A 23,365-nucleotide genomic window follows, 5' to 3' on the forward strand; every position below is an offset into this window, starting at 1 on the left:
GCGGTCGAATGGGGGCGCTACAGGCTTAAATCGTTTTGCTCAATGAGGCGCCAGAAGTGGTTTGGGATAGCGCGTCCTGTAGCTTCTGCTCTTGTTCTGGAGACAGGGAAGTACGCAAAACCTTGCCCTTGAAGTCTGAGTCTTCCAGTTCTTTCAGGACTTTTTCAGGCTGGAACTTGCGCAGCAGCACGAACAGGGCCGAGGAATCGTTGGGAATGGTCTCGCTCAACGACTTGATAAAGTCGTCATCAATCCCGTAATCGCTCAGCGAGCCCGACAGGGCGCCAGTGCCAGCGCCCAGTGCGCCACCGATGGCAAAGCCTGCCAGCGGGTTAAGAAACAGCAGCCCTACCAATGCGCCCCAAAGGCCGCCGGTGACCAGGCCTGATGTCGCCCCAATGGCTGTCAGGTTTACGCTTTGCTTGATATGGATTTTGCCTTCGGCATTGCGCACAACAATGACCGCATCTTCCAGCTCAACCAGATGCTCTTTGCTCAGCGAAACCATCTTGGTGAGGGCGCGATCGGCTTTTTCGGTGTCTGAAAATCCCACTACGATTAAATCGGACATGTCTTTCATTCCTTGACGGTACAGGTCCAGCCCGGTAACGGGCTGAATTGAGGAGGAGTTTCTCAAGACGTCACAACGCAAACGCCCTGGCGCGCAGTGGTTCAGATGCTTTGAGCCTTCTGCGAGGATTGAGCGTGGTCGCTAACCTTGAAACGGTCAAGTCGACAGGACATATCTCTTGGCAAAGAGACGGGTCTGCAGGAAGAGGGGTGACGCTTTGGCAGGCACGCGTTTTGATTGATTTGAGAAGGGCTGGCTGAGCAGCCCTGACACTCAAGCCTAGGGCTGATACCTCACAGGCTTACGGCTGATCGTTTTTTTCAGGTGCATTCAATCCGGCCTGGATACGTTGATAAATTTCTTCACGGTGAACGGCCACATCTTTCGGCGCGTTGATGCCGATTCTGACCTGTTGTCCGCTGACACCTAAAATAGTGATCGTAATATCGTCACCGATGTTTATGCTTTCACCAACTTTACGGGTGAGTATCAGCATTTTTTTCTCCTTGATGGCTTTGTAAGGCACGTCTCTGAGACGGTGCGGCTTCGGTCATGACTACAGAATACTGCTAAGTGCGTATAAATGCGCCGCTCATTACAGACGACATGGCCAGAGGTTTGATTCCCCATATCGGGAAAATTCTTGCGCATGAACCATAAATTGGGGCGTTTTGGATTTGTTCAAGGAGAGCAAAGGCCGCTGTCCCAGTGATAAAATCTACCCATTCAAACAGACAGGGGAAACGCAGTGCGTATAGTCATCGTGATGACAGCAATATTGGCCTTGACGGCTTGCGGTCAGGAGTCTAACGATAAAATCCAGCGGGCTAAAGCAGCTTCTGAATCAACAGTAGTCCAGGCGCCAGTTGCGCATTGGGCGCTAGAGATCACTGAAGGCCAGAGAGCGACAATTCCTGACACGACCGGAAGGCTTCTTGACAACGGTTTTACTCCTTACATTTTCGAGAGTGGCGGTGTTCAGCACTTCCTGATCGGGCCGTTTACCACTGAGGCTCAAGCACTTGAGGCCCAGGAAAAAATGAAACTCAAGCCCAAACTCGACGGTATTGAAACCAATGTGATTGAGTTACCCGCCGTCAAATAATCTGCTGCAGCGTCGTGTATTCGCCTAAGCGTAGCTGCCGCAGGCGTTATTCGACGCTTTGTGCAGGAAATATTTGCTCACTCGGCGTTCATCAAAGAAGCACGACGGCAAGGGCACCAGGCATGAGCAATCACAAGATCGAAATTCGGCGCAGCAACGTCGAAAAAATCCTCCTCGGGGCCGAAAAGATTTTTGCCGAAAAAGGGTTTGCCGGAACCGCGATGGCGGACATCGCGGCGCAAGTCCAGCTGCCACGCTCCAACCTGCATTACTACTTCAGTACTAAAACCGAGCTGTACAGCGCCGTCTTGCTGGGGCTGCTTGAGGTGTGGAAGCAGGATGCGCTGTGTTTTGAAACCTACGATGACCCTCGCCTTGTGCTCAGCAGCTATATCCGCGCCAAAATGAACCACTCGCGCACACGGCCCCACGGCTCCAAAGTCTGGGCCAATGAAATGATCCACGGCGCCCCGACCCTGGGCCTGGCGCTGGATGCCAGTCTCTATGACTGGGCGAAGATGAAAGAAGCCAAGATCCGGCAGTGGGTGCTGGACAAGCGAATTCTGCCCGTGGAACCGTCCAGCCTGCTGTACATGATCTGGGCCTCAACCCAGCATTACGCCGACTTCGACCATCAGGTGATGATCATCAACGACCATCAGCCATTGTCCGACATTCAATTTGAGCGGGCGCTGCAAACGGTCACCAGCGTGATCCTGAGAGGGATCGGGCTGGAACCTTGAAGCGCCTGGTTTGTAGTCGCTGCAGAGGCACGAAGGCTGCGGGCCTTTTCAAGACAAGAGCTCGCAGCCTTCGTGCCTCGGCAGCGACTTCGGGCTAACTACGAAGCCACGCAGTACGGGTTACGCGGATCATGGTTCCAGTCCAGGAACGGCAGCCCATTGTTGTGCGGCACCATCTCGATACATGCTTCGACCGGGCAGGTGATTTGACACAGGTTACAGCCCACGCACTCATCCTCGATCACTTCATAACGATGTGTCCCGTCAGCCTGCTTCAAGCTGGAGATGGCCTGGTGTGAGGTGTCTTCGCAGGCAATATGGCAGCGTCCGCAGCCAATACACGCGTCCTGATCGATTTTGGCGATAACCTGATAGTTTATATCCAGATATTTCCAGTCGGTGGTATTGCCCACAGCGCGCCCGGAAAAATCGTCCAGGCTGGTATAGCCTTGGCTGTCCATCCAGCGGGACAAACCATCTTTCATCTCGTCGACAATTCGAAATCCGTGGAGCATCGCTGCGGTACAGACTTGAACCGCCCCACAGCCCAGCGCAATAAATTCTGCTGCATCACGCCAACTGCCAATGCCACCTATTCCACAAATAGGCAAGCCCTTGGTCAGCGGATCGCGGGCGATTTCGGCCACCATATTCAGTGCAATCGGCTTGACTGCCGAGCCGCAATATCCACCGTGCGTGCTTTGGCTTCCCACCATCGGCAACGCCACCATGCGCTCAAGGTCGACGCTGGTAATCGAGTTGATGGTGTTGATCAATGACACCGCATCGGCGCCACCGCGATGGGCTGCGCGGGCGCTCAGGCGCACGTCGGTAATGTTGGGCGTGAGTTTGACGATCACCGGCAGCGAGCAATAGGTCTTGCACCAGCGCGTCACCATCTCGACGTACTCGGGTACCTGGCCTACCGCCGCACCCATGCCGCGTTCCGGCATGCCGTGGGGGCAGCCGAAATTCAGCTCAATGCCATCAGCCCCTGTGGCTTCTACCAGCGGCAGGATGAACTTCCATGACTCTTCTTCGCAGGGCACCATCAGGGACACGATCAAGGCCCGGTCCGGCCAGTCCTTTTTGACCTGGGTGATTTCACGCAAGTTGATTTCAAGGGAGCGGTCGGTAATCAACTCGATATTGTTGATGCCCATGACTTCTCGGTTTGGCCCGAAGTGCGCCGAGTAGCGCGAAGACACGTTGACCGCGGCCGGGTCTTCGCCCAGGGTTTTCCAGACCACTCCACCCCAGCCGGCCTCATAGGCGCGTACTACGTTGTAGGCCTTGTCGGTAGGCGGTGCAGACGCCAGCCAAAAAGGGTTAGGCGCTTTGATACCGGCGAAAACAATCGAGAGATCGGCCATTTACGCAGCCTCCTGATCAAGCATGAGTTGGGCATGCATGGCTTCTGCGGCCAGCTTGCCGTGTTGCACGGCCTGTACGGTCAAGTCCTGCCCAAGGGAGGTGCAATCGCCCCCGGCATAGACCCCGGGCACACTGGTGCGCAGTTGCTCGTCTACTTCAATCCGGTCGCCTACCCGTTTAAGTTTTTGCGCCAGAGGATCCCCAAGGGCCGCGTCATCAAAAGTCTGGCCGATGGCCTTGAACACCGCGTCAGCCGCCAGCTCAAAGGTTTCACCGGTACTCACCAGACGCCCGTCCTCAAGGCGGGTGCGAGCAAAGCGCATGCCGCGCACGCGGCCTTGCTCATCCAGCAGCAGCTCTTGTGGCTGGGCCCAGGTCATCAGTCGCACTTGATTGGCCTTGGCAATGTCCTGTTCGTGACCGGTGGCGCCCATGTCTTCGAGCCCTCGGCGATACACCAGATTCACCTCGCGGGCACCCAGGCGGGCCATTTGCACGGCCATGTCGATCGCGGTATTGCCTGCGCCCAGCACAATGCAACGCTCGGCCAGGGGGAGTTGGGTCAGGTCATCGCTTTGGCGCAGCTCGCGGATGTAGTCAGTGGCAGCCAGCAGGCCGGGTGCGTCTTCGTGGGGCAGGCCAAGCAACCGGCTGGCGGCCAGCCCCAATCCCAAAAACACCGAATCAAATTGTTGATGCAGTTCGCTCAAGGTCAGGTTGTCGCCCAGGCGCTGACCGTGGCGCACTTCAATACCGCCGATCTCCAGGACGAAATCCACTTCGCGCTGGGCAAAATCATCCACCAGTTTGTACTTGGCAATCCCGTACTCATTGAGCCCGCCGGACTTCGCCCGGGCTTCGAAAATCACCACTTCATGCCCGTGCAATGCAAGGCGATGGGCGCAGGCCAAGCCCGCAGGGCCTGCGCCGACCACGGCGATGCGTTTGCCGGTAGGAGCCGCACGGGTGAATGGATGCTCGCTGAATTGGGCGTGGTCGACCGCATAACGCTGTAGTAAACCGATCAGTACCGGGGCACATTCCTGGCTGTTGTTGCGCACACAGGCTTGCTGGCACAGCACCTCCGTCGGGCAAACCCGGGCACAACTGCCGCCCAAAATGTTGGCCGAGAGAATCTTGTGCGCGGCGCCCTGGACGTTTTCCTGCTGGATATTGCGAATAAACGACGGGATATCGATCTCGCTGGGGCACGCATTGACGCAAGGTGCGTCGTAGCAATACAGGCAGCGCGAGCTTTCCAGTACGGCTTGACGGGCATTGAGCGGTGGCGCCAGGTCGGTGAAGTGACTGGCCAACACCTGCGCATTTTCATGGGGGTGCGGTAAATGGTTCAGGGACTTGATCACGGTGATTGCCTCACGGTTGTGGGGATCGTCCTGCCTCTGTCGGGCAGTGGTTAGCCACTCAGCGTTTAACAGCCACGGGCTGCTGATGCTCGGCGCGTTTTTTCAGCAAGTCGAACACGGCGGGGTAGGCCGGGCGTTCGATATAGCGGCCCGCTCCGCGTTCTGCCCGCAGATCGCCATCGGCCCACACCACACGGCCCTGACTGATGGTATGGCTGGGGACGCCGCGCACGGTCTTGCCTTCAAAAATATTGAAATCGACTTTTTGATGGTGGGTCTTGGCGCTAATGGTGCGCGTACCCAACGGGTCCCACAGCACCAGATCGGCATCGGCGCCGACCCGGATCGAGCCTTTGCGCGGGTACAGATTGAAAATTTTGGCGGTGTTGGTGGAGGTCAGTGCGACGAACTCCTGCATCGACAACCGGCCTGTGTTTACGCCCTCATCCCAGAGCACTGCCATGCGGTCTTCGATACCTGCCGTGCCGTTGGGGATCTTGCTGAAATCGTCGCGCCCGGCGGCTTTTTGTTCGGCGCAAAAGCAGCAGTGATCGGTGGCTGTCGTGTGCAGGTTGCCCGACTGCAGGCCATGCCAGAGTGCTTCCTGATGCCCGCGTGGGCGGAAGGGTGGGCTCATTACGTAACCTGCGGCGGTTTGCCAGTCTGGATGTTGGTACACGCTGTCATCGAGCAGCAGATGTCCGGCCAAAACTTCGCCATACACCGGCTGCCCCTGACTGCGGGCATAGGTGATTTCGTCCAGCGCTTCACGGGTTGACACATGCACCAGATACAACGGCGTGCCAATGGTCTGGGCGATGCGGATTGCCCGGCTGGCGGCTTCGCCCTCAACTTGAGAAGGACGTGACAGCGGGTGAGCTTCCGGTCCTGTCATGCCCTGGGCCATGAGTTTGCGTTGCAGGTGATACACCAGTTCGCCGTTTTCGGCATGCACTGTGGGCACCGCGCCCAATTCGAGGCAACGCTCAAAACTCGCGACCAGAGTGTCGTCTGCGGCCATGATCGCGTTTTTGTAAGCCATGAAATGTTTAAAGCTGTTGACGCCATGCTGGCTGACCAGTTCGGCCATTTCTTCGCGCACCTGTTCGCTCCACCAGGTGATAGCGACATGAAAGCCGTAGTCCGACGCCGACTTCTCTGCCCACCCGCGCCACTGATGAAAAGCTTCCAGCAGGGACTGCTGAGGATTGGGAATGACAAAATCGATAATGGAAGTTGTGCCACCTGCTAAACCGGCTGCCGTGCCACTGAAAAAGTCTTCACTGGCCACCGTGCCCATAAACGGGAGTTGCATATGAGTGTGGGGATCAATGCCGCCGGGCATTAAATATTGACCGCGGCCGTCGAGAACTTCGCAGCCGGACGGAACATCAAGATTAGTACCAATTGCGCGGACGAGACCGTCGGCGCAATAAACATCGGCACAATAACTTTCATCATGGGTCACAAGCGTAGCGCCACGGATTAACAGTGACATACCGAGTTCCTCGCAGGCTGACCGGCTATAACCGGTTCTAAATGTTGTTATTAAAGTTAGCGCACAGGCTGAATCCTGTCACTGGTGTCAGGAATGAAATCTAGAGGGTTGTTGGAAAATGATCAAACTTTATTTTTAATAGCTTAATTAATGTCTAAGTACATGTTTTATATATAAATTATTTTGAATTCACCAAAATGTGGCACGGCCTCACCATTTTGACGCACTTGACAGGATTCAAATATAAGCGAAGTTTCTTATGCTAAATCAGGCGCTTGAGTCAGCGGGAGAAGGGAGAGGTAGCGATAAAAATAAATAAGCGTGCACCGTGATGTTTCAGTGGGCTATATCAAATAAGCGATAAGTCGAAGGTGAACGCCTTTAATAGGAATGAGAGTCATTTGGCTCATGGGTTAAACAGTTTAAAACAGGGTGTTGCAAGTAGTAACAGCCAGTGTGCGGGGAAGGGGCAAGTAACACGGCACAGTTCTTGATTGTTGCTGCCACAACCGGACGGGCCGATACATAAACGTTAGTGTCCAGGCAAGGGAGCCGCTCTGCGTCAACACGCAGGGCCTCAAAGCACAACCAAGAGCCCCACAACAAGAGAGTGATCGAATATGCAACCGAGCAGATCCAAAGTCACCGAACGTAACGGTTTGTACGAATTGGACGCCGGGCCTGAAGTCCTCGATAGCCCCCGGTACAACCACGACATTGCCCCCACCCAAGTTCACGAACGCACCTGGAACAAATGGCATATCACGGCCTTGTGGGTAGGCATGTCCATTTGTGTACCCACTTACACCTTGGGCGGGGTACTGACCGCCTACTTCGGACTCTCGGTCGGCGAGGCGCTGCTGGCGATTCTGCTGGCCAACATCGTGGTGCTGATCCCGCTGACCCTCAACGCGTTTGCGGGCACCAAGTACGGCATTCCCTTTCCCGTGTTACTGCGTTCCTCCTTCGGCATCATCGGCTCAAACGTCCCTTGCCTGATCCGAGCGCTGGTGGCTTGCGGCTGGTTCGGTATCCAGACCCTGTTTGGCGGCCTGGCAATCCACCTGTTTCTGGGGTCCGTATTCGAGGGCTGGAAAAGCCTGGGCGGGACCGGAGAAGTGATCGGTTTCATGGTGTTTTGGGCATTGAACCTGTGGGTGGTCTTGCGCGGTGCCGAGTCGATCAAGTGGCTTGAAACCCTCTCAGCCCCCCTGTTGGTACTGGTCGGCATCGGTCTGCTGGTGTGGGCATTGCCCAACGTGTCGATGACTGAATTGCTCGCCCAACCCCCCAAACGCCCCGAAGGCGCCAGCGTGTATGGCTACTTCTTTGCAGGGCTGACCGCGATGGTCGGATTTTGGGCCACCTTGTCACTGAACATTCCGGACTTCAGCCGCTACGCAAAAAGCCAGAAAGACCAGATTCTGGGGCAGATCTTCGGGTTGCCGCTGACCATGTTCCTGTTTGCCGCCCTGGGTGTGGTGTTGACCGCCGCCTCGGAAAAACTGGTAGGCGTTACGGTGTCCGATCCGGTCAGCCTGATCGGTCATATTCAAAGCCCGGGCTGGGTGGCACTGGCGATGGCGCTGATCATCATCGCGACCCTGTCGACCAATACTGCCGCCAATATCGTGTCGCCCACCAATGACTTCCAGAACATTGCGCCCAAGCTGATCAACCGCACCAAGGCGGTGATGCTGACCGGGCTCGTTGGTCTTGCGCTGATGGCCCATGAGCTGCTCAAAAAGCTCGGTTTGCTGGTGTCCGATGTGAGCCTTGAAACCGTGTATTCCAACTGGCTGCTGGGCTACTCCAGTCTGCTGGGGCCGATTGCCGGGATCATGGTGGTCGACTATTTCATTATCCGTCGGCAAAAACTCGACCTCGCCGGGCTCTACCACGACGGCGTGTACCCGGCCTGGCACTGGAACGGGTTTATCGCGTTTGGCATACCCGTGGTGCTGACCTTGCTGTCGCTGGGTAGCAGCGCCTTCAGCTGGTTCTACGACTTTGGCTGGTTTACCGGCTCATTGCTCGGAGCCGGAATTTATTACGGACTGCATCGCATGAGCAGCCAGCAAGCAGAAACCGTCAAAGGCACGGTTTAAAACCAATTCCTATAAAAACTGCCTGAGGAAAACATCATGAATGCCCCACAAGACCTTCAGCAGCACCCCATGCAATCGATCAATGGCGACCGCCTGTGGGCTTCGCTGATGGAAATGGCACAGCTTGGCGCCACGGTAAAAGGTGGGGTGTGCCGCCTGGCCCTGACCGACCTCGACCGTCAGGCCCGTGACCTGTTCGTTCGCTGGTGCGAAGACGCGGGCTGCACCGTCAGCGTGGATGCGGTGGGCAATATTTTTGCCCGCCGCCCCGGGCGCAATCCCGACTTGCCGCCGGTGATGACCGGCAGCCACATCGACACCCAGCCCACCGGTGGCAAGTTTGACGGCTGCTTCGGCGTGCTTGCCGGGGTTGAAGTGCTGCGCACGCTAAACGACCTCAATATCGAGACCGAAGCCCCCCTGGAAGTCGTGGTCTGGACCAATGAAGAAGGCTCGCGATTTGCACCTTGCATGATGGGTTCGGGCGTCTTTGCAGAAAAATTCACCCTGGAAGAAACCCTGGCCAAAACCGATGCCCAGGGTGTAACCGTCGGCGAAGCCTTGAATGCCATTGGTTACGCGGGTAGCCGCAAAGTCAGCGGCCATCCCGTGGGGGCATACTTCGAAGCCCATATCGAGCAGGGCCCTATCCTTGAAGACGAGCACAAAACCATTGGTGTGGTGCTCGGGGCTCTGGGGCAGAAATGGTTCGACCTCAACCTGCGCGGCGTCGAAGCCCACGCCGGGCCGACCCCCATGCACCTGCGCAAAGACGCACTGGTCGGTGCCGCTGCGGTAGTCGCCGCCGTCAATCATGCCGCTCTCGGCCATCAACCCCACGCCTGTGGCACCGTAGGCTGCCTTCAGGCCTACCCCGGATCGCGCAACGTGATCCCCGGCGAAGTGCGCATGACCCTGGACTTCAGACATCTGCTGCCTGAGCGGCTTGACTCGATGATTGAAGAAGTACGTGGAGTGATAGAAGCCACGTGCAAGCAACATGGCCTGAGTTTCGAACTCACCCCAACGGCAGATTTCCCGCCGCTGTACTTCAATCCTGATTGCGTCAACGCCGTGCGTGAGGCCGCCAACGAACTGGGCTTGTCCAACATGGATATTGTCAGCGGGGCGGGGCACGACGCAATATTCCTTGCCGAACTTGGGCCCGCGGGCATGATTTTTGTGCCCTGCGAAGGCGGGATCAGCCACAACGAAATCGAAAACGCCGACCCCAAGGACCTGGCAGCGGGATGTGCGGTCCTGCTCAAAGCCATGTTGGCCGCGTCTAAAACAGTAGCGCAGGCAAACTGATCACCGAACGCTCTCCCAAGGGCTGATAGGAGTCAGCCCTGCCACCCACCCCCCAACGCCGTCAACAGCCCCACGCTGGCCTGCAACTGCCGGGTGCGAAGTGCCTGCACCTGGCGCTGTGCTTGCAGCGCTGCCGTTTGTGCCGTCACCACATCCAGATAACTCACTGCCCCGGCTTCATAGCTGTGGGTGGCGATTACCTGGGTGTGTTCTGCGGCATTGGCGGCGGCTTGTTCGTCGAGGCTTTCCTGTTGCAGGTCGCGCAGTTGGGCCAGGTTGTCTTCGACTTCACGTACGGCATGTAGCACTTGCCCTCGGTAATGGGCCGAGGCTTCTTCAAACTCGGCCCTGGCCTGGCGCTCCTGACCATCGAGCCTGCCGCCGTCAAAAATCGGCAAGCTGATCAGTGGCCCCAAGGCCCAGAAGCGGTTGCTGGCGGCCAGTAAATTGCCGCTGCCCTGGGTTTGCCCGCCGAGCAGGCCCGTCAAGCTGAAGTCCGGGAACCAGGCCGCTTTTGCCACGCCGATCGCGGCATTGGCGGCAAACACCCGACGCTCGGCCGCGGCAATGTCGGGGCGGCGTTGCAGCAGGGTGCTTGGCAGGGTTCGGGGCTGATCGGGCAGGTTCAGCGTCTGTTCACTGGCCGCCAGCTGGAAGTTGCTGGCGGGTTCGCCCACCAGTTCACCCAGGGCGTGTTCGGTCAGGTTGCGCTGGGCACGTATGTCGTCCAGTTGAGCCTCGGCTTCGGCCAATTGGCTTTGGGCGCGGGTCAGGTCGAGCTCGGAGGCTATTTGCCCCTGATAGCGGGAACGGGTCAGTTGCAGGGCCTGGCTGTAATCATCCAGTGAGCGGGACAAGATGCGACGTTGCGCATCCAGTCCGTCGAGTTGCACATACAGGCTGGTCAGCTGACGTTGCAGACTTAGACGCGCGACGGCCAGATCATCCGCCGAGGCTTGTGCCCGGGCATCGCCTGCCGCCACCTGATTGCGGATTTTCCCCCACAGGTCGAGGTCAAAATTCAACGCGAATCCAGCGGTATTGCTGTTGTAGACCGACGGCTGAGTCGTGCCCCGCAAGGGGCGGTTGTCCGATTGACGTTGGCGCAGCGGTTGCCCGCTGGCAGTCAGTTGCGGGAACAATCCTGCGTGCAACTGGCTGGCATACGCCTGCGCGCCATCGAAGTGGGCCAGCGCGGCTGCCAGGTCAGGATTGGCCTTGAGCAACTGCTCTTGCAGGCTGTTCAGGCGCGCATCCTGATAAACCCGCCACCATTGCGACGACAGTTGATCGGCAGGTTGCGCGCTGTGCCACGGGCCATCACTGCTTTGCTCGCGGTAGTGCGTGGGCAAGTCCAGCGTCGGGGTTGTGTAGGTGGGCGCCAGGGAGCAGCCCTGCAGCGTCATGGCCAGGAACAGGGCGGCGTGTTTAAGCCTTGGCTGCATGGGACGCTCCTGCATCGGCCAGTTTGACCCTGTCGCCTTCGCGCAAGGCATCGGGCGGGTTGTCTATGACCGTGTCGTGCGCTTCAAGGCCTTGATCGATCACCAGCCGCTCGCCCAAATCGAGGCCAATATGAATGTTCTGCAAATGCACCTGTTGCGCGCTGTCGAGCACGGCCACTTGGGTGCCTTGGGCGCGAAAGATCAGCGCACTGGCCGGGATGCTAACGCCGTGAGTGTCCGCCGGGATGGCCAGAGTCGCTTGGGCGTAGTCCCCCGGCATCAGGGCGTCGCCGGGGTTTTTCGCCACAAACTGCGCCATCAGGGTGCCGGAGCGCTGATCAATCGAGGTCGAGTTGCCAATCAGGGTGGCGCTGAATATTTTTCCCGGATGCTCCGGCACGCTGAGCTGCACTTGCATGCCGGGGCGGATCACGCTGGCGTAGTTCTGTGGCACCGGTACGTAGAGTCTCAGTTGGTGGGTGTCGGCAATATCAAACAACTCGGTGTCGCTGTCGGTATCGGCCTTGATCAACTGACCAATGTCGGTGTTACGTGCCGTGATGGTTCCGGCGAACGGCGCACGTATGGTCTTGTAGGCTTCCAGCGTTGAGAGGCGTGCGTAGTCGGCTTCTGCGGCTTGGGCATTGGCCTGGGCAGCGTCGGCGTTTGAGTGTTTTTCGTCGGCCTCCTGACGCGAAACCGAATGACTGGCCAGCAGGTTTTGCCAGCGTGTGGCGGTGGTTGTCGCGAGCCTGGCGTTGGCTTGTGCCTGCAGCATGTGGGCGTGGGTTTGCGCCAGTTGCTGATCGAGATCAGGGCTGTCGATAACGGCCAGTACCTGGCCCGCTTTGACCTTGCTGCCGATATCGGTTTGCCAGCTTTTCAGGTAACCGTTGACCCGTGCATGAATCGGCGCCTTGCTCCAGGCTTCCAGATGCGCGGGCAGGCGCAAGGTGTCGCCGTGGGCGTTATGCATGGGCTGAAACACGCTGACAATCGGCAGGGCAGCCGCTTCGGTCCATTGGCTCACCGCGTGTTCGTGGCGACTGCGTGCTGCCAGCCCATTGGCTACCAGCAGTGCGGCCAGGGTCAGGCCACCGATGCCCAGGTACATCAAGCGCTTGCGCGAGGGTGTTTGATCAGATGACATGAGGCGTTTCTCCAGCAGCGCGATTTCTTTCACCGCCGTGCACCAGGCTGAACACCACGGGCACGAACAGCAGGGTGGCAACGGTTGCCAGCATCAGACCGCCAATGACGGCGCGTCCCAGCGGCGCGTTCTGTTCTTCTGACAAGGCCAGTGGCAGCATGCCGATCATCATCGCCAGTGCGGTCATGCACACTGGCCTGAAGCGCGTGTAGCCCGCTTCGAGCGCGGCCTTGAGAGCATCGCCATGTTCGGCCAGGCGCTCTCGGCAAAAGCTCACCACCAGAATCGAGTTGGCTGTCGCCACCCCCATGCACAAGATGGCTCCGGTCAAGGCGGGAACCGACAACGAGGTACCGCTCAGGAACAGCATCCACACGATCCCGGCCAGGGCGGCGGGCAGGGCGGTGATGATCACGAAAGGATCGACCCATGACTGGAAGTTGACCACGATCAGCAGGTAGATCAGCACGACCGCACCCAGCAAGCCCAGGCTCAGGCCACTGAACGCTTCATGCAGGGCGTCGATCTGACCGTGCAGGCTGACTATTGCACCTTTGGGCCGCAGGTCGGACGCACCATCAATGACCTTTTGCACATCCGCCGCCACCGAGCCCAGATCGCGACCCTGAATATTGGCGTAGAGGTCCAGTGTCGGCTGGATGTTGTAGTGGGTGACCACGGCCGGGCTCTCGACCCGGCTGATGGTCGCCAACCCGCCCAGGATTTGAGACTGGCCGTTGCTGCCCGTCACCGGCAAGGCTTCAAGGGCAGGCAGGCTGTCCAGGCGATATTGCGGGGTGGCGGCAACCACGCCATAAGACACGCCGTTTTGCGGGTTGAGCCAGAAAGTCGGTGCCACCTGTGAACTACCGGCCAACGAGGCCACCATGCTGTTGGTCACATCGCGCTCGGTAATCCCGAGGCCATTGGCCCGTTGGCGATCCACGTTGACTTGCAGCGACGGGTAGCCCACCGATTGCTGAATCCGCAGATCGGCAATGCCCGGCACATGCTGCAAGCGCCGTTGCAGTTCCAGGGCGTAGGCGCGGTTGGCCGCGTCATCACGGCCGGAGATTTTCACGTCCAGTGGGGCAGGGCTGCCGAAGTTGAGAATCTGGGTGCTGATGTCCGCAGGCATAAACGCAAACTGGCTGCCGGGAAAGCTTTCGGGCAGGGCTTCTCGCAAGCGTTTCACGTAATCGGCGGTGGGGCTGTGATCGGTCTTGAGGGCGACTTGAATATCGCCGTCCTGTGGGCCGATAGTGCCGCTGCTGCTGTAGGCCATGTCGATACCACTCAACGGAATCCCGATGTTGTCGATGATGGTGTCCAGTTGATCGGCAGGGATGATTTCCCGGATGCGGGATTCGATGCGATCGAAGTCGGCGGCGCTTTCCTCAATCCGGGTACCCAGCGGCAAGCGCACATGCAGGGCCAGGGCCCCGGCATCGGTGGCCGGGAAGAAGTCCTGGCCCAGGCTTGGCAGCAACGCAAACGAGGCCAGAACACAGGTCATAAAGCCCAGCAAAAAGCGTTTGCGATGGGCCAGCGCCAGCTCCAGCACTGCGTAATAGACGTCACGCACGGCCGAAAAACGGCGTTCGAACCCAAGCTGGAAGTTCAGCAGTGCGCGCACGGGCGCCGGGTGCTGTCGGGTGTGTTGATCGCCTTCGTGATGGTTGATGTAGCCGTCTTCCGGATGATGCCCTGCACCTTGCTCCGTTACATGTGGCTTAAGCAGAAACATAGCCAGGGTGGGCACCAGGGTACGCGACAGAATGAACGAGCTGGCCATGGCGAAAATCACCGACAACGCCATGGGGCGGAACAGGTAGCCGGCAATGCCCTGCAACATGAACATGGGCACAAACACAATGCAGATACACAGCAGCGACACGAATGCCGGGCCGACAATCTGTTTGGCACCCTCGAGAATCGCATCACGAACCGATTTGCCTTGTTCAAGGTGCCAGTTGATGTTCTCGATAGTTACCGTCGCATCGTCCACCAGAATCCCTACCGCCAACGCCAGCCCGCCCAGGGTCATGACGTTCAGGGTTTGCCCGCTGAGGGCCAGCAGGGCTATGGCCGACAGCACGGCCAGTGGAATCGACACGGCAATGATCAGGGTGGAACGCCAGCTGCCCAGAAACAGCAAAATCATTGCACTGGTCAGCAAGGCGGCAATGATCCCTTCCTGGGCCACGCTGCCTACCGATTGTTTGACGAATACCGAGGCATCCCCCAGCAGCGCGGTCTTGAGAGAGGGCGGCAAGGTTTCGTTGATTCGCGGCAGCATCCCGCGAATACCGTCGATGATGGACAGGGTCGAGACAGTGCCGTTCTTCAATGCCGGCATCAGCACGGCACGATGACCGTCCACGCGCACGATGTTGGTTTGCGGCGGTGAGCCGTCGCGCACATGGGCCACCTGGCCGATGGTGATGAGCGCGCCGTTAACGGTTTTGATCGGCAAGTCGTTCAGCTCGTCGATGGCCTTGGGGCTGTTGTTGAGCAGCACCGTGTATTCATAGGTGCCTAGCTTTGCCGTGCCCACCGGTACGATCTGGTTTTGCGCTGCCAGTGCATTGCCCACGTCTTGTGCCGACAAGCCTTTGGCCGCCAGTGCTTGCGGGTCAAGATCAAGGGTGATCTGGCGCTGCTTGCCGCCCATGGGTGTCGGCATGGCCAGACCGGGCAAGGCACTGAGGGGCAGGCGGATATTGTTCTGCACCAGGTCGCGGATTTTGGCTTCCGACAGTGTCGGGCTGGAGAACGCCAGTTGCAGGATCGGTACCGTGGAGGCGCTGTAATTGAGGATCAGCGGTGGCGTGATCCCCGGGGGCATCTGTTTGAGCACGGTTTGCGACACGGCGGTGACTTGCGCGTTGGCCGTACGAATATCAACGCCGGGTTGAAAGAAAATTTTCACGATACCCATGCCGGGTAAGGACTGGGACTCAATATGTTCGATGTCGTTGACCGTGGTACTCAGCGATCGCTCGTAGGTGTAGATAACCCGTCCTGCCATGTCGGCAGGTGCCAGCCCGGTGTACTGCCACACCACCGCGACAACCGGAATGCCAATGTCCGGGAACACATCCGTAGGGGTACGTACAGCCGCCAGCGGCCCAATGATGCAAATGAAAATCGCCAGCACGATAAACGTGTAGGGCTTGTGCAGTGCGGTCTTTACCAGCCCGAGCATGCCTGAACCTCCGAGGAGTGGAATTGCAAACCTCGGCAGTCTCACCGTCCACACCTAACGATCAGCTTTCAGCAACGTGAAGGATCCTTTAGGAATGGCCTGAAAATCCCTTCATTTTCATTCATTTGGCCGCAGAGCCGATGAGCGCCAAGCTTGAATCCTGTTCGACGGACCAGCCTTGGTCCCTGTCGCTTTTTTGCTTTTTTTGCGAGGCGCACGTGCAATGACTTTTAAACCGCTGCTGCTGATTCCGTCCCTTGGCATGGTGCTGTTGCTGTCGGCCTGTGCTGGCCCCATGCCCCAGCAGGACCCGAGCGAAGCCTGGATCGGCCTGAAAGAAGAGGGCAACAGTGACCTGATGGCCGAGCGCGTGGATGGTAAAAACGTCAACGATGGCCGTTACTTTGAAGTCACTCCCGGCGCGCACCGTCTGGATGTCACCTTGTTTGACGGCGCCACGGGTGATGAAAACCAGGTGGATTGCCAGGGCAAGGTCAACTACACCGGGTTCAGGGCCGGTGAGCACTACGAACTGATCGAATCGAGCCTTGGACCTGAAGTCAGCGCAAGGCTGGTGGACGGGCATGGCAAGGAAGTGGCGCACACGGCTGATTTCACCTGTATGCCGGGGTAAGTGCCACGATCGTCGTAGCAGCTGCCGTAGGAACGAGGCTGCGTTCGGCGACGCAGTCGTCGCAAGATCAGGCGCTTGGGTGTGTCAGGCATATTGAGTGCCCAGGTTTCACGACGGCTTCGTCGGGGTGCCGCACCACGCGAACGCAGCCTCGTTCCTACGGCAGCTGCTAGAGGGCTTTGGGGTGTTGTCTAGAACGAACGCACGATCTTGCCCAATGTCTCCATGGCCTTTTCGCATGCCGAGTCCCACGGGCTGCCGTAGTTCAGGCGGATGCAGTTGCGAAAGCGCTGGGTGGCCGAGAAAATCGGGCCCGGTGCGATGCTGATGCCTTGGGCCAGGGCCATCTGGAACAGCTTGAGCGAGTCCATTTGTTCAGGCAGTTCGAGCCACAAAAAGTAGCCGCCCGAGGGCTGGCTGACACGGGTTTGGGCCGGGAAGTAACGGGCAATCGCTGCCAGCATCGCGCTCTGTTGTTCTTCCAGGGCATAACGCAGCTTGCGCAGGTGACGGTCGTAGCCGCCGTGCTGCAGGTAATCGGCGATGGCAGCCTGGGCGGGCATCGAGGCGCACAGCGAGGTCATCAGTTTTAGCCGCTCGATTTTCTGCGCGTACCGTCCCGCAGCCACCCAGCCGATGCGATAGCCCGGGGCCAGGCTTTTGGCAAACGAGCCGCAATGCATCACCAGCCCCTCAGTATCGAACGCCTTGGCCGGTTTGGGTGCGTGCTGGCCGTAATACAGCTCGGCGTAGACATCGTCTTCAATCAATGGCACTTGATGGCTGCGCAGCAGTTCGACCAGGGCCTGTTTCTTGGCCTCGGGCATGGTCGCGCCAATCGGATTCTGAAAACTGGTCATACACCACACGGCCTTGATCGGGTGGCGCTCGAGGGTTTGTGCCAGCACCCCGAGGTCGATGCCATCACGGGGATGCACCGGGATTTCTACGGCCTTGAGTTTGAGCCGCTCAAGCACTTGCAGGCAGGCGTAAAACGCAGGAGCTTCGATGGCCACCAGGTCGCCGGGCTCGGTGACGGCTTGCAGACACAGGTTCAGCGCCTCCAGCGCGCCATTGGTAATCAGCAGTTCCTCCATGGGCAACATCAACCCGCCAACCATGTACCGCAGGGCGATTTGCCGGCGCAGTTGCGGGTTGCCGGGGGACATGTCGGTGACCACCATGCGCGGGTCCATCTCGCGGCTGGCGGTGGCCATCGAACGGGCAAGCCGCTGCAGCGGAAACAGCATCGGGCTTGGGAATGCCGAGCCAAATGGCACGGTGTGGGGGTCTTTTATCGAGTCCAGTACCGAGAACACCAGGGCGCTGACATCCACCTGGGTGGACTCGGTGACATGGCTGCTGAACACCGGTTCGCAAAAAGGGGTAGGCGCATGCACATTGACGAAGTAGCCCGAACGCGGCTTGGCTCGAATCAGGCCGCGGCGCTCCAGCAGGTAATAGGCTTGAAACACGGTCGAAGGACTGACGCCGTAGGTCTGGCTGGCATAGCGCACCGAAGGCACGCGCTGGCCGGGGCCGAGCACCCCGCTGCGAATCAGTTCAGCAATATCGTCGGCGAATTTTTCGTAGCGTTTCATTGGATAGGGCTCGGTCCGGCGTGAGTGACACACATCAAGCATCTGTGGAAGCGAGCCTGCTTGCGATGCATGCAGCGCCGTGCTGCCATCGCGAGCAGGCTCGTTCCACAAGGGTTGTTGCAGTCTAAAGGCTCAACGATTAAGCGGTGCAACAAAACGGCTTTTGGCCACGCTGCGTACAGCCGGTTCATCGGTGTCGGTCACCACGAACTCGATGGTCTGTGAGCTGCTCTTCGGTCGATCGGCCAGCAGGGCGACTGACACCGGTACATCAACGATCTCGCCCGGGGCCAGGCTCAGCTCGGTTTTACCCTGCAACTGAAAGTCCTCGCTGTCTTGCAACGACACCCGATAGTGCTGCGGCTCTTGGGTCTTGTTGATGATTTTAAGGCTGTAGATGTTCTCGATCTGGCCCTGGCTGTTCTCGCGGAACAGGCCCCGGTCCTTGATCACGTCCAGCGAGACCATCGTGCGCTGGTTCAGGGCCACCACCAGCGCCCCGATCATCACCACCAGCACCACGGCGTAGCCGATCAGGCGAGGGCGCGCCAGATGGGTTTTGCCGCCTTGCAGCTCGTGCTCGGAGGTATAGCGCACCAAGCCCGGGGCATAACCCATTTTCTCCATCACCGAATCACAGGCATCGATACAGGCTGCGCAACCGATGCATTCCATCTGCAAGCCATCGCGGATATCGATCCCGGTCGGGCATACCTGCACGCACATATAGCAGTCGATGCAATCGCCCAGACCCTCTTGCTTGGGTTCAACCCCGCGTTTGCGCGGACCACGGTTTTCGCCCCGAGCCACGTCATAGGAAATGGCCAGGGTGTCTTTATCGAACATGACGCTCTGGAATCGGGCATACGGGCACATATGCATGCACACCGCTTCTCGCAGCCAACCGGCACTGATGTAAGTGGCACCCGTGAAAAACAGCATCCAGAACAGACTGATGCCCGCTATCTCCAGGGTCAGCAGCTCAGTGGCCAATGGCCGGACCGGCGTGAAGTAGCCGACAAACGTCAGTGCAGTCATTACGCTGATGGCCAGCCACAGTGTGTGCTTGGCGGTACGGCGCAGGATCTTGTTCAGGCGCCAGGGTGCTGCTTGCAGTTTTATGCGCTGGTTTCTGTCACCTTCGGTGATCTTTTCGCACCACATAAACAGCCAGGTCCAACTGCTTTGCGGGCAGGTGTAGCCACACCAGACCCGACCTGCGAAGACGGTGATCGCAAACAGGCCAAAAGCGGCAATGATCAGCAATGCCGACAGCAGGATGAAGTCTTGCGGCCAGAACGTTGCGCCGAAAATATGAAACTTGCTCTCAGACAAATCCCACAGGACCGCCTGCCGACCTTCCCAGTTCAGCCAGACCGTGCCAAAGAACAGCAAAAACAGAAAGCCTGTGCCCACTATTCGCAGAGTGCGGAACAGGCCAGTGAAGCTGCGGGTGTGGATCACGTTGTCGTTGGACTTGTTTTTATTTTTTGTGGCTCTGGGGCGAGAAGCCTCAAATGACTCAAGTATCTGGACGGGAATTTGTTCGCTCATGGTCTTTCGCTCATCAGCCTCCATCAGGCAGGAGCACTATGCCCAGCGAACTGTTTGCATAACAGGCTCAGTTATTTGAATTAAAACCGGATCAGATGCTGTTTTAGGGCTGCCTGCGACAATGTGCTGCACCTGGGTCAATGCCCCGTTGTCATTGACTTTGTGCGCCTGTAACCCAGGTGCGTTGAGCACAGTGTGATCGAGGTCAAGCAAATCACCGAATCACGCAAGTAAGGCTTTAGTGTGGGTGAAATGTGCATGTGTCTTGCATTGGTAACGGCAGTGATGCCCATGGGCCTTATTAACCTCGGACTGGATGTTCGGGTGACCTTAAAGCAACACATTGCACGGTTAATGTGCGAAAAGAGTGCATTCGGCCGTGTTCTGCGCCCAGTACTTGATGTGCGTCACGGGTTATTCATGAATGGATACAGATTGTCTGACAACAGCTAGTCTTTGCTCTGTCTGTGAGTCTCAGGACACAGCTCAAGTCGATGGCTATAACGCGTGCTGGGTCAGACGTAACCTTTACCGGATGGAGAACAGCATGATGTCGAGCAAGCAAACGGGTAAAGGTAAAGACTCGTTGTTACCCGCAGACTCGGATATCGAGGCGTTGACACGGGCAGAGCACCCCGATCCGTTTTCGGTGTTGGGCCCTCACGCAGATGGCGAGGGCGGGCAGTATATTCGGGCATTTCTGCCGGGAGCGGTGAGTGTCAACGTGCTGGCCCGTGACGACGGTCAAGTGCTCGGCAGCCTTGAGGATTCTCAGGTGGCCGGTCTATATGTCGGACATTTCGCGCATACCCGGCCGTATGTGCTGCAGGTTGATTGGGGCGACGCTGTGCAAATCAGCGAAGATCCCTACAGTTTTGGCCCATTGCTGGGTGAAATGGATCTGTACCTGTTTGCCGAAGGCAATCATCGTGACTTGAGCAGTTGTTTCGGCGCGCAGCTGACCCACGTTGACGGTGTACACGGGGTGCGCTTTGCGGTGTGGGCACCCAATGCCCGGCGGGTGTCGGTAGTGGGCGATTTCAACGGCTGGGACGGCCGTCGTCACCCCATGCGCCTGCGCCATCCGAGTGGAGTGTGGGAGTTGTTTGTTCCCCGCCTGCAAGCGGGGGAGGCGTACAAATATGAAATTCTGGGCGAGCAGGGGATCTTGCCGCTCAAGGCCGACCCTGTGGCGCTGGCCACACAGCTACCGCCTGATACCGCATCAAAGGTAGCTTCACCCCTGACCATCGACTGGCAGGACGGTGACTGGATGCAGGCCCGTGCGCAGCTCCAGCGTCACGATGCGCCGCTGTCCATCTACGAATTGCATGTGGGCTCGTGGCAGTGTGAGGTCGATGATGTCGGCGAGGTCGAGCGTCAGTACACCTGGCCTGAGCTGGCGGATCGCCTTATTCCCTATGTGCAGCAATTGGGTTTCACCCACATCGAGCTGATGCCGATCATGGAGCATCCGTTTGGCGGCTCCTGGGGTTATCAGCCCCTGTCGCAGTTTGCCCCCACAGCCCGCTACGGCTCGCCCGACGATTTTGCTGCGTTCGTCAATGCCTGCCATGTAGCCGGTATTGGGGTGATTCTGGACTGGGTACCGGCACACTTTCCTAACGATACCCACGGGCTGGCGCAATTTGACGGCACCGCGTTGTATGAATACGCCAACCCCCTTGAGGGATTTCATCAAGACTGGAATACCCTGATTTACAACCTGGGTCGCACCGAAGTGCATGGCTTTATGCTGGCGTCGGCCCTGCACTGGCTCAAGCACTTCCATATTGACGGCCTGCGGGTCGATGCCGTGGCGTCCATGTTGTACCGCGACTATTCGCGCAAATCAGGGGAGTGGGTGCCCAACCGTCATGGTGGCCGGGAAAACCTCGAAGCCATCGAGTTTTTGCGCCACCTCAACGACGTGGTTGCCCACGAAGTCCCGGGCGCTCTGGTGATTGCAGAAGAGTCCACGGCCTGGCCGGGTGTCAGTCAAAGCACCGATCAGGGCGGTCTGGGTTTTTCGTATAAATGGAACATGGGCTGGATGCACGACTCGCTGCATTACATTCAGCAGGACCCGGTATACCGCGCCCACCATCACAATGAGTTGAGTTTTGGGCTGGTGTACGCCTGGACCGAGCGTTTTATCCTGCCGATTTCCCACGATGAAGTGGTGCATGGCAAGCACTCGCTGATCGACAAAATGCCCGGTGATCGCTGGCAAAAGTTCGCCAATTTACGGGCGTACCTGAGCTTTATGTGGGCTCATCCGGGCAAGAAACTACTCTTTATGGGCTGCGAGTTCGGCCAGTGGCGCGAATGGAATCATGATCAGCAACTGGACTGGTATTTGCTGCAGTACCCCGAGCACCGTGGTGTACAGAAGCTGGTGAGCGACTTGAACCGCCTGTACCGCGAGCAACCTGCGCTGCATGATCAGGACGACGTTGCTCAAGGGTTCCAGTGGCTGATCGGCGATGACGCCGCCAACAGTGTTTACGCCTGGTTGCGCTGGAGCAAGGATGGCTCGCCATTGCTGGTGGTGACCAACTTTACCCCGGTACCCCGCGAGGGCTACCGCATCGGCGTGCCGTTTGCCGGCACCTGGCAAGAAGTGATCAACAGTGATTCCGCCTCCTATGCAGGTTCTGACTACGGGAATGGCGGCGGGGTGGTGACCGATGAACTGCCCAGCCATGGGCAGAGTGTGTCCTTGGCATTGAATCTGCCGCCGTTGGGGGTGTTGATACTGCGGCCGGTGATCGCGTAGATCAAAAGCACCCTCACCCTCACCCTCCGGGAGAGGGTGAGGGCATGGCGGGCGCCTCGGTATTACAAATGCACCTCAACCGCCAGTGGTAAATGATCCGATAAATGCGTCCACGGCTTGTTGCCGAGGATTTTTGGATTGTGACTGGTTGCATTGCGCAAGTAGATGCGGTCCAGACGCAGCAGTGGCCAGCGCGCCGGATAGGTTTTGGCCAGTTGCCCGTGATGACGCTCAAACACTTCGTGCAGGTCGTCTCGTTGGCGCAGGGCGGCATTGCCTTGCTGCTTCCAGTCGTTAAAGTCCCCGGCAATGATGACCGGTTCTTCGGGCGGCAGGGATTTGAGCAACTGGTTAAGCAGCACGATCTGTAGCTGGCGATGGCTTTCCAGCAGGCTCAAATGCACGCATATGGCGTGCACATTGGTGTGGCCCGGTACGTCCAGTACGCAATGCAACAGACCGCGCCGTTCGGGACCTGTGATGGACACATCGAGATTGCGCGAAGCCTTGATCGGGTATTTGGACAGCAAGGCATTACCGTGATGGCCGTCTGGGTACACGGCGTTGCGGCCGTAGGCGAAGTCGCTCCACATGCTGTCGGCGAGAAACTCGTATTGCGAGGTTGCTGGCCAGTCTTCGTAGCGCGATGCGTGTTTGTCATGCTCGCCCAGCACTTCCTGCAAGAACACTAGGTCGGCACCGGTACTGCGCACTGCCTCGCGCAGCTCGGGGAGGATAAAGCGACGGTTGAAGACGGTAAATCCCTTGTGCGTATTGACCGTCAGGACCTTGAGTTGATGGACAGCAGCAGTTGTTGCCGTAGTGGCAGATAAAAGTGTATTGCCGACAACATCTTCAGTGGGCATGGTCACTCCTCTGTCAGGGGCAGTTTTGAGCGGCAAGCTCAAGGGTGTAGT

The 23,365-nt window shown here is 58.3% G+C and carries 17 protein-coding genes; 6 read left to right on the forward strand and 11 right to left on the reverse strand.

From position 1 onward, the window contains the following. Positions 1-25: 25 nt before the first annotated feature. A complete protein-coding gene (locus RGV06_RS24155; protein WP_019828914.1) occupies positions 26-571 on the reverse strand; it encodes a DUF1269 domain-containing protein in 546 nt (181 codons plus the stop codon). Between the two features lie 301 nt (positions 572-872). Then, positions 873-1,067 carry a carbon storage regulator CsrA gene (gene csrA / locus RGV06_RS24160; RefSeq protein WP_019828915.1) on the reverse strand — a complete coding sequence of 65 codons (195 nt, stop codon included), beginning with the start codon at positions 1,065-1,067 and terminating at the stop codon, positions 873-875. A gap of 252 nt (positions 1,068-1,319) precedes the next feature. Between csrA and RGV06_RS24165 the strand changes: the two genes are divergently transcribed. Together RGV06_RS24165 and RGV06_RS24170 are read left to right on the forward strand one after the other, a co-directional pair. Beyond that, on the forward strand, positions 1,320-1,676 hold the full coding sequence (locus RGV06_RS24165; protein WP_019828916.1) for a hypothetical protein: 357 nt from the start codon (positions 1,320-1,322) through the stop codon (positions 1,674-1,676). Between the two features lie 122 nt (positions 1,677-1,798). Then, positions 1,799-2,419 carry a TetR/AcrR family transcriptional regulator gene (locus tag RGV06_RS24170; protein WP_019828917.1) on the forward strand — a complete coding sequence of 207 codons (621 nt, stop codon included), beginning with the start codon at positions 1,799-1,801 and terminating at the stop codon, positions 2,417-2,419. A gap of 98 nt (positions 2,420-2,517) precedes the next feature. Here RGV06_RS24170 and preA read toward each other — a convergent pair whose 3' ends face one another. From preA to hydA, 3 genes are read right to left on the reverse strand one after another with little or no spacing between them, the layout of a single operon-like run. Beyond that, the gene (preA, locus tag RGV06_RS24175; RefSeq protein WP_019828918.1) at positions 2,518-3,792 is read right to left on the reverse strand and encodes an NAD-dependent dihydropyrimidine dehydrogenase subunit PreA; all 1,275 of its coding nucleotides are present in this window, start codon (positions 3,790-3,792) and stop codon (positions 2,518-2,520) included. Further along, entirely contained in the window at positions 3,793-5,160 is a 1,368-nt protein-coding gene (locus RGV06_RS24180; protein WP_019828919.1) for an NAD(P)-dependent oxidoreductase, read from the reverse strand. 58 nt (positions 5,161-5,218) lie between these two features. After that, entirely contained in the window at positions 5,219-6,658 is a 1,440-nt protein-coding gene (gene hydA, locus RGV06_RS24185) for a dihydropyrimidinase (RefSeq protein WP_019828920.1), read from the reverse strand. Positions 6,659-7,278: 620 nt separating this feature from the next. On the opposite strand from hydA, the gene RGV06_RS24190 reads away from it, so the two are divergent. Continuing rightward, complete coding sequence (locus RGV06_RS24190; protein WP_019828921.1) at positions 7,279-8,766, forward strand: NCS1 family nucleobase:cation symporter-1; 1,488 nt, start codon at positions 7,279-7,281, stop codon at positions 8,764-8,766. Positions 8,767-8,802: 36 nt separating this feature from the next. Beyond that, positions 8,803-10,077 (forward strand): Zn-dependent hydrolase, encoded by a 1,275-nt coding sequence (locus RGV06_RS24195; protein WP_019828922.1) that lies wholly within the window; start codon positions 8,803-8,805, stop codon positions 10,075-10,077. A 32-nt stretch (positions 10,078-10,109) separates the two neighbouring features. Here the strand turns inward: RGV06_RS24195 and RGV06_RS24200 are convergent, their stop codons facing one another. From RGV06_RS24200 to RGV06_RS24210, 3 genes are read right to left on the reverse strand one after another with little or no spacing between them, the layout of a single operon-like run. After that, positions 10,110-11,522, reverse strand: coding sequence for an efflux transporter outer membrane subunit (locus RGV06_RS24200; protein WP_322151627.1), 1,413 nt, complete (start codon positions 11,520-11,522; stop codon positions 10,110-10,112). Further along, a complete protein-coding gene (locus tag RGV06_RS24205; protein ID WP_322151628.1) occupies positions 11,506-12,672 on the reverse strand; it encodes an efflux RND transporter periplasmic adaptor subunit in 1,167 nt (388 codons plus the stop codon). The genes RGV06_RS24200 and RGV06_RS24205 overlap by 17 nt, the downstream gene beginning before the upstream one ends. After that, entirely contained in the window at positions 12,662-15,880 is a 3,219-nt protein-coding gene (locus RGV06_RS24210; RefSeq protein ID WP_322151629.1) for an efflux RND transporter permease subunit, read from the reverse strand. The genes RGV06_RS24205 and RGV06_RS24210 overlap by 11 nt, the downstream gene beginning before the upstream one ends. Positions 15,881-16,103: 223 nt before the next feature. On the opposite strand from RGV06_RS24210, the gene RGV06_RS24215 reads away from it, so the two are divergent. Continuing rightward, positions 16,104-16,514, forward strand: coding sequence for a hypothetical protein (locus RGV06_RS24215; RefSeq protein WP_322151630.1), 411 nt, complete (start codon positions 16,104-16,106; stop codon positions 16,512-16,514). A gap of 191 nt (positions 16,515-16,705) precedes the next feature. Here RGV06_RS24215 and mapR read toward each other — a convergent pair whose 3' ends face one another. Next, positions 16,706-18,115, reverse strand: a complete 1,410-nt coding sequence (mapR, locus tag RGV06_RS24220; RefSeq protein WP_019828929.1) for a GntR family transcriptional regulator MpaR — start codon at positions 18,113-18,115, stop codon at positions 16,706-16,708. A 132-nt stretch (positions 18,116-18,247) separates the two neighbouring features. Then, on the reverse strand, positions 18,248-19,669 hold the full coding sequence (gene ccoG / locus RGV06_RS24225; RefSeq protein WP_019828930.1) for a cytochrome c oxidase accessory protein CcoG: 1,422 nt from the start codon (positions 19,667-19,669) through the stop codon (positions 18,248-18,250). Positions 19,670-20,216: 547 nt separating this feature from the next. Here ccoG and glgB point away from each other — a divergent pair. Further along, entirely contained in the window at positions 20,217-22,448 is a 2,232-nt protein-coding gene (gene glgB, locus RGV06_RS24230) for a 1,4-alpha-glucan branching protein GlgB (RefSeq protein ID WP_322151631.1), read from the forward strand. Positions 22,449-22,510: 62 nt separating this feature from the next. Here the strand turns inward: glgB and RGV06_RS24235 are convergent, their stop codons facing one another. Beyond that, positions 22,511-23,314: an endonuclease/exonuclease/phosphatase family protein gene (locus RGV06_RS24235; RefSeq protein WP_322151632.1), complete on the reverse strand. Its 804-nt coding sequence runs from the start codon at positions 23,312-23,314 to the stop codon at positions 22,511-22,513. Between the last annotated feature and the right edge of the window lie 51 nt (positions 23,315-23,365).

Source organism: Pseudomonas sp. CCI3.1 (assembly GCF_034313985.1).
Lineage (GTDB): Bacteria > Pseudomonadota > Gammaproteobacteria > Pseudomonadales > Pseudomonadaceae > Aquipseudomonas > Aquipseudomonas psychrophila.